Consider the following 14559-nt stretch of genomic DNA (forward strand, 5'->3'; position numbering starts at 1 on the left):
GCATGCTGGCGATGACGTGGCGGAAGTGCTCGGGGCTGCCGCGGTAGCCGCGCTCGTGCACCATGACGAACAGCCGCGCGGCCGTGAGGGTGGGGAACTTGGCCAGCGTCGCCAGGATGAAGGGGCGGTACGGGTCGACCCGGCTGGGGCGCAGCGGTGAAGGCGGCGCCGCCGAGCCCGGCTGTGCGAGCACGCGCCGCACGGTGTCGCGGTGCACCTGCAACTGGCGCGCAATCGTGCCCACGCGCCAGTGTTCGGCCTGGTACAGGCGCAGGATCTGGGCGCTCAGATCGACAGGGATGATCAACGCAGGCTCTCCTTGATCAAGGGCAGGGTTCGACCATTCGAACGGCCCAGCGCGAGGCGCGGGCGTGGCGCAGGAAGCCCTGGCGGGCCCACGGCGACAGCGCTGCGGCGCAGCGCCGGCAGATTGGTGCGACGTTGACGACGTTGACGATGGTGTCGACGGGCTTGGGTTCGGCGGCTTGCTCGCATGGAGGCAGTGGAGCACCGGCAGCCATGAGCGGGGAACCCTGGTGCGTCACGAAGTTGGTGGAGCCCGCAGCGTCACGCCCGACTTGAGCAGGCTGGCGACGGCGCCATCGCCGGGACCGTGCGGCGTGCGCAAGCCGCCCGGCACGGCTGCGCTGGTAACGCCGCGCAGTCTCGCGCCGCGAATCCTGACGCGCAGCGCGAGAGCAGGCGCGGCCGCAGTAGCGCTGACCACGGTCGCAGCGGCTGCAAAGCAGCACCTGCGCGCGGCACCGCGCAAACACGAACAGGCGGGCGGGATGCTCGGCCAGGCGGTGCTCCTCGGAGTCAAGCTCCCCGAGGTCGGCACACCGAGCCGAGGCCACACGTTGCGCTGGACGGCTGCGTCCGGCAATGCAACACTGGCGCCGCATTCGCTGTTGGCGTGTGTAGGGCACGGCGTGCGGTTCTCGCTGCCAGGCAAATTGCCGCCGCCGTGCCCGCCTACTCAGGGCAATGGCGGTCGTTCTACCGCAGATGGCCGCCATCGGCCAACGCCGCCGGCGCTCCCGGCCCCGCCTCAGGGCCGTACGTCAACCGTCGACCCCAATCGAATTCGCCCTGGAGGCCGCCCTGCAGGGCGGCCTCCAGGGCGAACTCACGTCCGCTCGACCTTCACCGACCAACCCGGCCCGACACCGCTCAATGCAAAACCGCGTCCTCGCCGCCGAATAGAAGCGTTTCCTGAACGCCGTTCACATCGGTCGGCTTGACGTAAGGTTAAGGACCCGCAGTAGGGCGCGCAGCGCAAAAGGGTAGGGCGGCGAAGTGATCTGTTTGGGCTGCTGCCGGTTTCGTGGACACCGACCTAAGCTTTTTGAGCTTTCTCGAACTGTATCGGACTGACATAGCCGAGCGTCGAGTGACGACGGGTTGGGTTGTAGAACCTGTTGGCGCCCGCCGAAAATTGACCCACCTGTGAGGGTTGGGTCAAGATTGGACCGGCGCCGACAGCCGTCTTGCGCGAATCACTGCTGAGACGCTTCGACGAGACGCTCGCGCAGGTCGCCGAGTTTTCGGCCGACGAGGAGGAAGGCATGCGGCGCTTCGTCGACAAGTCAGTCGCACTCCTTTCCGGCTGAGCCTCTCAGTACTGGAGCTTCGGACACCAGTCGGTCCCACCCCGCCCGGCGTCAGGTCCAGCACGTTCCAGAGCGAGGCGATGTCGGGCGCGTCGCGCGGGTCTCTTGGCCGGGGTCGGCCATCTCGCGCGTCACTCGCTGGCCCAGAGGAGGCGCACCTTGTCGCCGTCGCGCTTGAACACGTTCAGCGTTGGGTACCAGCCCGGCGTGTTCACGATGGAGCGCCACGTTCGCGGTAAGTGGGTTTGCGCCCAGTGCGAGCCACTGCTGCAAGCGCCCGTGGCACCACGCGCAAAGTCGGGTCCGCATCTGCCGCCTGGCCCGGTCGTGAGCAATGTCGTCAATGGTGTCGGATCCCAAGCATTGGGGATGTGAGCCATATGGGTCAGGCCTAGGATGAGCACCGTTTTGCTTCCGCTGCCCGACCGGCCGCGCCCATACACGAGGACCGCCATGGAAATCGCAAAGTACCTGCTCAGATCGGGACGACTCACGGCCTGGACGGTGCTCCTCGTGCTCGCAAGCTGTGCGGTGCAGCTTGCTCCACCATACGACAAGGTCGTCGCCGATGGCCTCAACCAAGCGAACACAGAGACCATGATCCTGATGGCCACTGTATCGGTGGGAACCAGCGCGGGCACGTTTGCGAGCAGAGAGAGTCAGTACAACAAGCTCATCGGAAGCATTGACGCACTGGGGCTGCTTGCTGGAGCGAGACCAATGCCAAAGAACAGGGTGACAGACGCGATCAACCAGACACTGGACAAGCGCCAATCGCAAGCCTTGACAGATGATGATTCGACGCCACCCAGCGCGCACGCAATCAAGAAGGTCGCTGAGACTCTGACGAAGATGCGAGACACCGACCGCAAACAGGGCATCACTGTCATTGAGGCGCGTGCGTTTAAGGGACAGGTCGTTGTTTTCTTCGACCAGGCAATCACCTACGAAAACTTTCTTCAGCGTTGATCAGGAGTTCGAACATGACACTGGACGTAGAAAAGCTCGTTACCGACATGAAAGCGGCGGCTACCGGCGTCCTCCAAAATGACGTCTCCACCTTCCGCGGCTTCTCACAGCGCCAACTGCAAGCCATCGCGGTACAGGCGCAATTCGTCGAGCAGGGAATTGCCTCAAAGCAGATCACGGAAGAAACCAGAGATTTCTTTCTTGACAATCTGGAGGACATGGTTCTGAGCTTTGCCAAAACGTTGCGTGGGCTTCTCATGGTGACCGTCGAGAAAGTCTGGAATGCTGTTGTCGGAGTGTTGTGGAAGGCAATCTCCGACGCCACCAACGTGGTTCTCCCGGCCCCTGTGATCGGCCCCTGAGTTTCCTGGGGTATGACCAATACACTGCGAGTACCGGCAGTTCCCCATGCGCGTTCTGCCGCACGGGACCGGCGCATTTGGTGATGCATGGCAACCGGGCAGTAACGATGCATCGGAGCACGGCGGTCGTGAATTTCATACCAGACTTGCTTCCGGACCTCATCGCGCCGGAAGCAACGGAGATCGCCCCGGACTTTAGAGATTGATCAGAAGAATCAGTCTCGTCTCCTCCGCACTGCCGTCCGTCATCGCTCACGCGCCGTGCGACGTTCCGCGCAACTGGAGGAATCTCAATGGCTCACGATGTCTTTATTAGCTATTCGTCGGAGGACAAGGCCGCCGCGGATGCGGTGTGCGCGATCCTCGAAAGCAACGGAGTGCGATGCTGGATCGCTCCGCGAGACATCATGCCGGGTGCGGATTGGGGTGAGTCGATCGTGAGATCAATCCGTGATTCTCGACTGCTGCTGCTGGTCTTTTCGACCAACGCAAACAAGTCCAAGCAGATCAAGCGCGAAATCGAGGTGGCGGCTGATGGCGGGGTCACCATTGTGCCGCTGAGAATCGAGAACATCACGCCAACGGAATCGTTCAAGTACTTCCTAGGCAACATCCATTGGATGGACGCATTGACGCCTCCCTTGGAGCGGCATCTTCAAATCGTAGCCGAGAAGGTCAAGGTGATTCTGGCCACCGACCTTTCTAGCGACTCGCCGGAAAAGGCTGGCAAAGCCGCTACCGAGGAACGACGATCAACATCGGAACTGGCAAAGCCGAGCGCCTCGACGATGCGCATTCTGCTGCGCCCGCCGATCATTTTCGGGTTCATCGCTCTGCTTGTTACGTTCGGAGCCGCATTCTTGATAAGTTGGCCGAGAACGCCCGGGGGTGTTGACCTGAGCGGAACCTGGAGCGGCGACGATGGTGCAACCTATGTCATTCGACAGGCAGGCCGGGAGGTATCCTGGTCCGGCGGAAACCCACCTTACTTTGAGAACAACTTTGAAGGATTGTTGACTGATGCAGGATTTGTCGAGGGCGATTGGCATGATCTTCCAGGCTACCGTGTCTTCAGTGGTGGCAGGCTTAGTCTAAAGATCGAGACTCCAACAAGGATGACTGCTGTTTCCGAGACTGGGGGATTTTCCGGGACCGTTTGGACCAAGAAGTAGTGAGCTTATTGGGTCAAGAACTGACAGCATCCTCCCGATCGGGATCGCACAACAGGCTATTGGCGGTGAAAAGACCCTCGATCATCCGACAGTTGTCCCGTGTGGGTGCACTCGCCGATGAGGCGCGCGCGCGCCGTGGAGTTGGTCATGCTTGTCGTTTCACGTGCCGAGATATAGGCGTCAATCAGCCGCAGCTCCTCAGCTTCGGTCCATGTCTCTGGATGCTGAGAAGTTACCTGATCGCCAAACAGCTTCGTGAGCGCAGCCTCGAGTGTGCCTGGGACGTGGCCGGGACGGTTGACGTGCTCGTCCAATATCAAGGCGATTCCGTATTGGGAGGTTAGCCACTCGCCGATCGCATGCCCGACCACGGGAATCTTGATGAACCGTTCGATACGGCTGGCAGCGAGCGCCAATTGGGCAGCGCGGAAATCTGGATGATGACCGGCGCGCCAGAATCGATAGGCCCACTCGGCCCGTCGCAGTGGCATCTTGGAACCTGAACTGTCGAGTTGACGGCCATCAAGCACCAGACGCCCGGTCAACGCGCCCGTCTTCACCAGGGTATCGAGCTTGTAGCGGCCGAAGCAATCTTCGTAGGCCTCCGGGCTGGCCGACTTGAATCGGAAAAGTAGTACAGGCAGCTCGCCTGCCTCGTCGTTCGCGCCGGCAGTCCACTGGAAGATCCCGGCCGACAAAAAGCTTCCGTCATAGGAATTGACTGCCTCAAGCCCACCTTCATTGACGCACATCGCGCGGACGACGCGAATCACGGAGTCGCCGAGACCTGAGGGTGGAGCGTCCAAGCTGGCGAGCCATTTGGCAAGCGAAGTACGTCCGGTCGTAAAGAAGCCTGCTCGAAAGACTTGCGCAAACGCTTCTCCATCCGGCGTGAGCGCCTTGTTGCCTTGAACCCTGACTCCGTGCGTATCGTCTTCCAAGCGTGGCAGCTGTCGCCCCCCCGGCACGGGCGCAGCCCCTGGAGAAACGGGGGGCGTAGTTTCGATTGGCGCAATTGGCGCCAGGCCCGAAGCCGTAATCGCAGTCGTCGCATCCAGTGCTGCCCATGACTTGGGTCCAAAGATGCCGTCAGGAACCAAACCGTGATCACGCTGGAACTGGCGCGCAGCCGCCTCCGTCCCAGGCCCGAAGCGGCCGTCGCTTTTCACACCGAGCTTTTGCTGGAGGAGACTAACAACGTCGCCTTCGTCACCCCGCCGTAACGTGGGGCGCGACCTGGCATCAACCGCTGGAATTAGCGCGGGCTGCGCAGCCTGACCCGACAATATCGCTTGCACAGCGGCCCGAAACGGAGCCATTTCAAAAAGTGGATCACTCTTGCGCCCCACGGGAAGGGCATATTCCTTGTGCGCACAGCACATGCTTGCGTCAGCGCCGATATGGGCAAGAATTGCCGCCACTCCACGGTGATAGGCGTCCATCTGAACGGCCGGCCAGGCATCGTCAGCGTGGCCGGTGTTCTCCGCCTCGATTCCAATAAAGCTGGAGTTTCCAGTGTCGATTCCTCGCCACCGGCCGGCGCCCGCGTGGTTCGCTCGGCCCGCGGCGACGACGTAATAGGTCCCGTCGCGTCCCAAGCCCAGCTGGCAAAGCGGCCCGGCAAGATCAGAACGACCCCGTATCAGGAGATCGAGGGACGGCATGTTGCCGTTCGCGGCCCCTGCGGTGTGGTGACAGATAATGCCGCGCACGGCGGCCATGTCGGCCCGCCCGCGGCTGCGCCATCCATCGACCTCTGCGACCTTGAGGCCTGCCGCCTCCAGCACACTCGGTAGCCATGTAAGGGAGAAGACCATTTTCCTGACCTCCCTAGCGGCTGCTGGTGACACCACCAGAGGCGGCCGGCAAGCGGTCATCCGGAGTGGGTGGCACATCGGAGTTGGAAACGTCGACATCACAGCCATCGACTCTTTCTTCCACATGAGACTCACCGTCGAGCGGACCGGCGTCGAGGGCATTTTGGGTTCTGTACCCTGCCTCGACGTCACGCTTTTTCCCTTGGCTCTCTTCTGGCTTAGGCGTGGGTGACGCCGTCTGCGGCTTGTCCGAAGCGGTCATGGTGGCGCTGTCAAGCAGATCCGGGATCAGCCGCTCGCTGAAACCGGCAATGAACGCCGCAACTAGCAAGACAAGGGGAGGCGTGATGTGAAGATTGGCTCCGCCTGTGCCAATCGGAAGATCCGTGGCGCCCAGGACGGCGTTTCCAAGATGGAGTGAGAACAAGTTGGCGTCCAGCAGTGCCTGAAGGACGACCGCCGCGATCGCGCCGATCACCACTCGCACGATGGCATCGATGATGTTGTCGACCATCTGCAGGTCTGTGTGGATACTGCGGCTGCTGATTCCCCGAGCGATCGAGAAGAACGCACCGAGCGTGCCTGCGGCAAGCGCCAACCAAGTGTTTGCGGTATACGGGCCGTAGGGCACGAACAAAGAGTGGGCTTGGGCAAAATCGCTGGTTGCGAAGCAGGCGATGAGGCCGAGGACGGCTGCAGTCGCAAAGGCGCAGAACAGATACTTAAAGCGCGCGAGCGATTTCCGCTCAGCGACGACATCGTCGCGAATTTGGGCCAGGATCTGTACGGCGGAGTCCACATCGCCTTCCAACGCGACGATCAAGGTGTCCGCGACACGGCGGTCGTAGCGAAGCGCAGCACTCTTGAACCTTTCTTGACGATTCGTCCGCCAGCCATCGACCAAGCCGTTAATCTCGCCTCTCAGTGGTGAGAGCCGAGCCACCTTCTCGCGTTGCTCGCTCTCCAGTTTCGGATCATCAGCGAACTGAATGGTGACCCGTTCTTCGGTCCGGTACACGGCATAGCGTGGATCAAATCGCGCATATATAGAAAGAACTTTCAAGCCGTTGGCATCGGCCTCGCTCCAGCGGATCTTAGACACCGTAAATGGATCCATGCCTACTCTCCAAAGAAGACGCGTTCGTCACGCAGTCCGCAGAACATGCACTCGCAACTAAAACTGCACGTCGCTGCCCCAAGATGCATCGATTGCATCGACCCCATTACTGATCGTTCATGGACAGTCTGAATGGAGGAGAAGAGCATCGTTCATGTTCGACTCGATGTCTATAGGGGCAGCATTGTGACTTTCATCCGTAATGAGGATGCAATGCCGCCAAGCAAGCCAGGCAGTCGGAACCTTCGAGAACCTCGGAGAGTATCGATAGACACCCATGGCTTGACCGGCTTCTAAAGTCCTTAGCTCGCTGCCGACATGCTCGCGCAACGGGTTCTCGCAAGCCCAGCAAAATGGCACCCGTCTGCAGGTGGACCTTGCCGGACAGGGAGACGCGCTTGCCAATGGCGAGCTTGTCGTGCGGCCAGGCTTCGACATCAAACTCGGCCTAATGGGCGGCGTTGGTTCCTACCTGTCACCTTCCTTGCGCCTTTATCGGCTCCGATATCAAGGCGACTGCCGCATATTGCGCCTTGGCTCCAATCCACCGGAGGACATCTACATGCCCGAAACGAAGTCATCGGGGCCTGAGCCTTTCAAGTACCCCGTCATCTATGTCAGAGGCTTCGCATTCACTGCGGACGAGCGCGACGAGACCGCGGCGGATCTCTACAGCGGTTTTAACGTGGGCTCTACTGTGTACCGGCCACCGCTGAAAAGGAAAAGCCAAAGTCCTATTTATTCGAGTCGCCGCTGGCGCGCCTGTCATCCGGATATGGATGGATACCACGTCCTCCACAAGGACGGCATGGATTGTCGACCCTGCCTACGCGAGCGGCGAAGCGGGGAGGAAGCGGCTGGAAGAGGGCGTTCCGATCGCGTCGATCATCATTCATCGGTTCTACGACGCGGCGTCGAAGCTGCGCGGAACGGGGCAGACCTCTTCCCTCGAGGACTACGCCAAGGAGCTATCAAGTCTGATCGCCATGGTGCGCGAACTCGTGCGGCCCACTGCGCGCGCTGCGGCCAATGCAAAAGGAGAGAGCCCGACGGGCGACGAACTCGACACGACATTCCGTTGCTACATCGTGGCGCACTCCATGGGCGGGCTGGTGGTGCGAACGCTCATGCAGAACGACAGGAAGACCAGAGCCGGCCCCGCCCGTCTGAACACGCTTTGACCTGAGATAAGTGGATTGGCTGCGGCTTGATCTTTCAATCTTCATGCCCCTGCCAGGCCGCCGGAGACGCCCCGGTTGAGCTATGTACTGATGGTTCAACCCATCAGGCAGCCTCCTTTATCGCGGGCAGCGTGGCGAAGTAGACCATGTCTGGCGTTCGCCCGTCGTGCGACTGATGTGGCCGGCGCGCGTTCTAGAACGCGAAGTACGCGGCCAGGCTCTGCCGCGCGGCGCAGCCAGTTCAGCAGCGCCGAATTCATCGCCGAGGTGCAGCGCATCGGTGCACGCCAAAGCATGGACGGCAGAGGCTGCTGGCGCGACAACGTCTTCGTCGAGCGCGCAGTTGATAGATTTGCATCGTCCGGAACTCGGTCAGTTGAGTGCGTACTCGGTGCAAGCCCAGCACCGCTCGCTGTTCTTCACTCTTGACCGCTACCGTACGCATGCCAGGCTGCTGAACCGCAGTCCAAGTCGCTCGGGCATCAGCAGCATCCGTCTTGTTGGTTTGCACAAAGGGGTGAATGAATTTGGCATGCAGCAACACTGCTTCGTAGCCAAGCGAGCGGATCTTGCGAGCCCACCAGTGCCCGCTGCCACACGCCTCAAGCGCGATCCGCCCCGCAGAGCTCTTGGACAAGAACTCGATCAGTTCCGTCCGGCTGAAGCGCCGATTCACGATCTCTCCTATGTCGGCATCGATCCAATACAACTGAAATACGCGCTTTGCGATATCCAGACCATATGTCGTGCGATTCAATTCGGGCCTCCGTTTCTCAAAGTGGTTGGATGGAAACTCCACTTTAGCCACAGTGATGCATGCCGGTYGGTTCCGCAGGTGCCTCTGTCCTTACCCCTTCCGCCCCGAAGGGCGGGGGGTGCCCATCCCATCTAGCGTTATTGACCATGCTTGTCCGTGGAGTTCGGCTTTCGGGCACCGCCAATCAGGAGCATGCTGGCACGATGGCAGCGACTTGGAACGCTCGCTTCATTCGCCAATTCGATTCGCTTGCAATCGACGCTGCGTCAGGAGTGCCTTCAGGCTTGCAGGATCGTAGGCCCCGAACTTGTCAAGACATTCCTGCACGCTTGGATGAAAAAATGCGTCGTCAGGCAGGACCCGGGGCCCGTGCGGACGAATCGCGAAGGGTGGGTCGAGGTATGGGGTGTGCATCGGCCCGAATTCGGGGACAGCCGCTGCCGTCTGTGGCTGAAATTGCACCAAGCGGGATTTGAGTTTCCCAATCATCCAAGCCAACGAGATCGACGAGTAGTTCCGGTCTTCGTAGCCACCGCCGACGTCCGAATGCGCGCCGCAGAACCATCGCTGGACGACGTCCTCTCGCGCATCCCACAAGGTCGGCACGAAATCGATGCGTTGCTCGTCAATCGCGAGCGCATGAAATCCTGCAGCAACCCGGGGCGACAGTGCGCAGTCCGCGAACTTGAAGATATCGATGTTGCGGTCCTCGCCAATGGCCTGGATGGGAATGCCGAGCGAGCCGACCGTGTCCCACACGGCAACGGTGTCGATCGACGGGACCTGGATCAATGAATCGAGATCAATGTGCTTCCCCTTGAACTCAGAGACGTAGCCCAGCAGGGTGCTGAGCTTGCCGGCTTCTTCTCGAAATCGAGCCCACACATGGATGCCCAATTTGTACGCGAGCTCGGGGTCGTACCTTCCGTCAGAGCCGATCATAGCTCGAAAAGGCAGCAATCCCATCTTCACGATCATGCCGCACAGGGCGCGAACGGTGTAGGCCCCTCGGCTGAAACCGACCAGGTAGATCCGGTCGCCGGGATCGTAGTTCCTGGAGAGAAAGGAGTAGCCCCGCACGATGCGTTGGATGAAGCCTTCGCCGAATACGCCGCCAAGGAGTCTGCGGATAGCATTGTTGGAATCACCGACGCCATGCAGATACTTCGCAATTTGCGTGACGTCCGAGTCCTTGTCGAATACCACTTTCTCCAGTTCATCGCGTTTTCGCAGGGACTCGTCGGTGACCTGGCCCTCCAACGCGGAGAAGAGCCGCAAGACATTGGTGGCGTCGGGATCCAACTGATCGGTGTCGTCCTGGCTACCCAGTCCATTCCAGGTACCGTCCGCACAGAAAACAAGATTCTTGGACATGCATCCTCCTATTGGCAGGGATTGGGAAACGGCGAGCCGGCCCGAAGCAGCGGCTGTCCGGCCGGCTCCATCCGGAAGTCTTGCGCGAAACCGCTCGTTCGCCAAGGCGGCTCCCTCAAGATCGAGGCGGCTTCCTCCTCAATTCGATTGAGCAAGTCTGCCAAGGCCCGCCCCGCCGATGCTGGGAGAGAAAACGCGATCGTAGCGGGGGACGAGTACGGGGGACACTCCCTTTGTGGCAGTTGAGGAAAAGCATCCCTCAATTGGTGGATGGACCTGCTGGGATCCTGCGCGCACAATGCCGCCAAAAGACTCGGGCGCTTCACGTGATCCCTCACCCACGATTCGACCAACTCTATGTCGTTTCCGACCTGCACTTTGGCGGCGACATCGGGTTTCAGATTTTCGGGTCGACGAAGGCAATGGAATGGTTCATCTGCGACCTAGCGAACCGCGATCCGGCCCAGGACATTGCGCTGGTGATCAATGGCGACTTCATCGACTTTCTAGCCGAGAGCGATCCGCGCCACTTCGACCCCTACGGCGCAATTGCCAAGCTCGAGCGAATCGCCCTCACCGACCCCACGTTCAAGCCGATCTTTGCGGCGCTGCGCCGATTTCTGGAACGGGCCAATCGCCACCTGATCATCAATCTTGGCAACCATGACCTCGAACTCGCGTTGCCTTGGGTTCGGCGTCGACTGGTCGAGCTGCTCACGGGCACCACGGCCAAGGATGGCCAGTTGCCGCATCGGCTCCAATTGGTCATGGACGGCACGGGGGTGGCTTGCACTGTCGGCGGCAAGAGTGTGCTGTGCTTGCACGGCAACGAAGTAGATCGTTGGAACCCTGCAGATTTCGAAAAGATTCGCGAGATCGGCCGCGATGTGGAGTTGGGTCGCCCGATCGAGCCGTGGATCCCCAACGCGGGCACGCAGATGGTGATCGACGTGATGAACAAGGTGAAGCGACGCTTTCCATTTGTCGACCTTCTCAAGCCGGAGAAGGAAGGCGTCGTACCCGTGCTGGTCGCTTGCGACCCAACGCAGCTTGCATCGCTTGACCGCTTGTCGAATGCTTTAGGCGTGGCGGCCAACAGACTGACGGCGACACTGCGCAAGCCACGCGGAATGCTCGGAGAGGAGGTCATGGGCAGACCCATCCAGTCCGCCTCTGCGGCGGCTTCCGGTGCCTTTGCCCGCACGGATCCGGCCGCGGCTGCAGACGACATGGTGATGGCTGTCGAGGATGCCCTTCGTCGCAACGTCGATCCGCTTGTCATGGTCGAGAGCAACCAGGCCAGCCAACTCGGGACTGCCGGTGGACTGTGGAAATGGGTGAACAACCAATCCACCGAAGAAGTATTGCGCGAGGAATTGGACAAGCTCGATACCGACCAAAGCTTTGATCCTCTAGACTACGACGACACGGCGAAGGCGCTCGACAAGGAAGTCTCCCCTGCCATTGACTTCCTGCTGGCCGGCCATACCCATCTTGAACGCGCCCTGCCGCGCAGGTACGGGAGCGGCGTCTACTTCAACAGCGGAACGTGGGCGCGATTGATGCGGATCACGCCAGAAAGACGGCGCGATGCGGTGGCCTTCGCAAAGCTGTATGGCGTGCTCCAACGCGGCAACATGGAAACGCTGGACGCGCAAGTCGATGTCGTGATGAAGCTCAACACGGTGGTGGCAATCCGTGCGCAACCCCAAGGCGGAGCGACCGGCGAGCTGGTTCATGTGGTTCCGGTTCCGCAGAGCGAGAACTTCAAGATGGATCCCGTTCCTGGTACCGCCTTCACCAGAGGTGGCTAAATGCGCACGATCACGCTCGAGCTCTTGCGGCACGGGCCGCCAAACAATCAGCTGCTCTCGCCGCTGACCGATTACCTTGCGTTGTGCGAAAACCACTCCGCGGTGTCATGGCGTGTGCCCTTCGAGCAAAACCAGATGCTCTATCGACTGCGCGCGCTGAGCTATCAAATGGGGGAAGAGCCACGGGAATTTCAGGTTGCCGACACTGCGCGCGTACTGGGGGATCTGCTGGGCAGCATTCCGGGGCTCACGGCCGATCTGAACAGACAAGACAGCACGGGCGACGAGTGCGATCGGGTGACACACCTGCGGTTGATTTTGTCAGCTTCCGAACTGGCGCTGCTGCCGTTCGAACTGGCAACGGCGCCGAGTGGATTTCCCGGCGCGGGGCAACCGTTGTCGCTGCAGACACAGCAGCCTGTCTGCATTACCCGCGAAACGCGTCGTGTCGCGGAGGAGTCGATCGTCTGGCCCAAGCGGCCTCGCGTCTTGTTTGCCTACGCGTCTCCAGAGGGCCTGGAGCCCGTACCGGCAGAAGCTCATCTCCTCGCGCTGCGCCGCACCTTGATACCGTGGCTCATTCCGGATGGGCTGGACGACGAGGCTCGTCGCAAGATGGTCAAGAAGCGATTGACCTTGTTGCCGAACGCCACCGTTGCAAGTCTGGAGGCAGCCTGTGCCACCGGTCAATACACCCATGTCCACATCCTGGCACACGGGGTCGAACTGCGCACAGACTACGACGTGCGCTACGGTCTTGCGCTGCATTCGTCCAGCGATCCGTCAGGTCGCGAAGTCGTCTCTGGCGAGCGATTGGCGAGCATCTTGCGCGCGCCTAAGCAAAATGAACCGGGCTGCTTCACGCGCCCTGCGGTCGTCACGCTAGCGAGCTGCAATGGGGGGAACGTGGGGACGGTCACCGGTGTCGGCGCAAGCATTGGCCATGCCCTGCACGAGTCGGGGGTGCCGCTGATCGTCGCAAGCCAGTTCCCGCTGTCATTCGGCGGCTCCGTCATGCTGGTGCAAGACTTGTACGAAGGCCTTTTTTGGGGAGAAGATCCGCGAAAGCTTCTTGTCGGCCTGCGGCGGCGCTTGCACGCGCGATATCGCGACACGCACGATTGGGCGAGCCTGACTGCCTATGCGACGCTCCCCCCGAATTTCGAGGGGCAGCTCGTCGATGCCTGCATTCAGCAGGCGATGAGCAGCATCGAGAGTGCTCTCGCCGCGGCCGATCGAGTTCTCTTGCGCTTGTCGCTGCGGGAGACGGCGGAACGCTCGACCGTTTCGCAGGTGTCCGCGGCGGAAGGCCCCGGATTGATTTCCAAGGTACTTTCGCACGTGGCCACGGCACGGAGTCGCCTCGAGAAATTGAAGGAAGCATTTCCTCAACAGCGAGCGCGAATCCTCGCGCAACTGGCCAGCACCCAAAAGCGTGAGGCGCAGTTGCAGTTTCACGCCTTCGGAAAATGGATCGGCGGCGTCAGCGAGAGGTCTTCGGTCGGCACGCACATCATCGAGAGCCTGGAAGTGGCGCGCGGCCTTTATTGGGAAGCCTATCTTCTGCGCCGCGCCGATCCGTGGGTCGTGGTGCAATTCATCTCTTTGACGCTGGTGCTGCAAGACCTCAAGCGCTTGCCGAAGCCATTGGACAGGTCCGATCAAAACACCTTGTCTTTGTGGCTCGCTGCCGAAGTCCAGTCATTGAGTGACGCCGAGACCGGCGACGCAAGCAATCGTGCGTGGGCGTTCGGCAATCTTGCCGAACTCTACCTACTCGCACCCCTCGTGGATGGCTTGCAGCAACTACGTCCTCTCGAAAACTTTGCGCAGCGCGCGCTCGAGGCAGCGCGTCGCATCGTCACGCTGACGGGGGCGTCGTCATTTCACGTGTTCTCGACTAGGCGCCAGATTCTTCGCTACCTGGAATGGCTCAACGAATTGGCCCCGGGTTTTGCGCCGATGGCGGGGACGGCCGAAGCTTTGTTGACGGGACTGCCCGCAAGCCCGCAACCGGATTGGGACTATTGATCGGGTACTTTTCCGACAAATTGACACGCTCACGCGAAATTTCCATTTAGGGGGGGTGTCAGAATTTTTGTGTGTGAGGCGATTGGTTAAATCGGTCTTGACTCAATACTGTTCGTTTAGACTATGAAGGACCTGAAACGGCGCGGTATGTGGGAGTCGGCTGGTTTGGGTCGGGGTCCGGGAGGGCCGATGATCTCGGGAGTGCAATCCGTGGGCACGCGCGTCGGCGCGTGGTGGTCGAATGATGCGTAAGGCGAGTGACGCCGCTTGACCATCCGCGGCGAGCGCTTGTTCAGCGTGCGCGTGGCGCGGATCCGGGCGCTGGCTTCGAGCAGTTCATTGAACCATCGTC

10 protein-coding genes and 2 pseudogenes are annotated in these 14559 nt (G+C 60.8%); 7 read left to right on the top strand and 5 right to left on the bottom strand.

The features are described 5' to 3' along the window. Positions 1-1490: 1490 nt before the first annotated feature. The 4 genes from AC1DYD_RS37700 (at position 1491) to AC1DYD_RS37715 (ending at position 4116) form a co-directional block, all read left to right on the top strand. Positions 1491-1613, top strand: a complete 123-nt coding sequence (locus tag AC1DYD_RS37700; protein ID WP_478177854.1) for a hypothetical protein — start codon at positions 1491-1493, stop codon at positions 1611-1613. A gap of 453 nt (positions 1614-2066) precedes the next feature. Further along, on the top strand, positions 2067-2582 hold the full coding sequence (locus tag AC1DYD_RS37705; protein ID WP_478177844.1) for a hypothetical protein: 516 nt from the start codon (positions 2067-2069) through the stop codon (positions 2580-2582). 14 nt (positions 2583-2596) lie between these two features. Then, a complete protein-coding gene (locus AC1DYD_RS37710; RefSeq protein WP_478177845.1) occupies positions 2597-2944 on the top strand; it encodes a hypothetical protein in 348 nt (115 codons plus the stop codon). Positions 2945-3237: 293 nt separating this feature from the next. After that, positions 3238-4116: a toll/interleukin-1 receptor domain-containing protein gene (locus AC1DYD_RS37715; protein ID WP_478177846.1), complete on the top strand. Its 879-nt coding sequence runs from the start codon at positions 3238-3240 to the stop codon at positions 4114-4116. Positions 4117-4172: 56 nt separating this feature from the next. On the opposite strand, the gene AC1DYD_RS37720 is transcribed toward AC1DYD_RS37715, so the two are convergent. Next, the gene (locus AC1DYD_RS37720) at positions 4173-5933 is read right to left on the bottom strand and encodes a peptidoglycan recognition protein family protein (protein WP_478177847.1); all 1761 of its coding nucleotides are present in this window, start codon (positions 5931-5933) and stop codon (positions 4173-4175) included. A gap of 13 nt (positions 5934-5946) precedes the next feature. After that, positions 5947-7050, bottom strand: coding sequence for a hypothetical protein (locus AC1DYD_RS37725; RefSeq protein WP_478177848.1), 1104 nt, complete (start codon positions 7048-7050; stop codon positions 5947-5949). A gap of 779 nt (positions 7051-7829) precedes the next feature. On the opposite strand from AC1DYD_RS37725, the gene AC1DYD_RS37730 reads away from it, so the two are divergent. Beyond that, entirely contained in the window at positions 7830-8231 is a 402-nt protein-coding gene (locus AC1DYD_RS37730; protein WP_478177849.1) for a lipase family protein, read from the top strand. A 337-nt stretch (positions 8232-8568) separates the two neighbouring features. On the opposite strand, the pseudogene AC1DYD_RS37735 reads toward AC1DYD_RS37730, so the two are convergent. Both AC1DYD_RS37735 and AC1DYD_RS37740 read right to left on the bottom strand, forming a co-directional pair. After that, positions 8569-8988, bottom strand: a pseudogene (locus tag AC1DYD_RS37735) (IS110 family transposase); the annotation flags it as partial. Between the two features lie 228 nt (positions 8989-9216). After that, complete coding sequence (locus AC1DYD_RS37740) at positions 9217-10362, bottom strand: DUF2235 domain-containing protein (protein WP_478177850.1); 1146 nt, start codon at positions 10360-10362, stop codon at positions 9217-9219. Positions 10363-10688: 326 nt separating this feature from the next. Here AC1DYD_RS37740 and AC1DYD_RS37745 point away from each other — a divergent pair, with 326 nt between their 5' ends. Then, positions 10689-12176, top strand: a complete 1488-nt coding sequence (locus tag AC1DYD_RS37745; RefSeq protein WP_478177851.1) for a metallophosphoesterase — start codon at positions 10689-10691, stop codon at positions 12174-12176. Further along, a complete protein-coding gene (locus AC1DYD_RS37750; protein WP_478177852.1) occupies positions 12177-14207 on the top strand; it encodes a CHAT domain-containing protein in 2031 nt (676 codons plus the stop codon). A gap of 116 nt (positions 14208-14323) precedes the next feature. On the opposite strand, the pseudogene AC1DYD_RS37755 reads toward AC1DYD_RS37750, so the two are convergent. Beyond that, positions 14324-14559, bottom strand: a pseudogene (locus AC1DYD_RS37755) (hypothetical protein); the annotation flags it as partial.

This window comes from Variovorax sp. P4_B11, assembly GCF_056402355.1.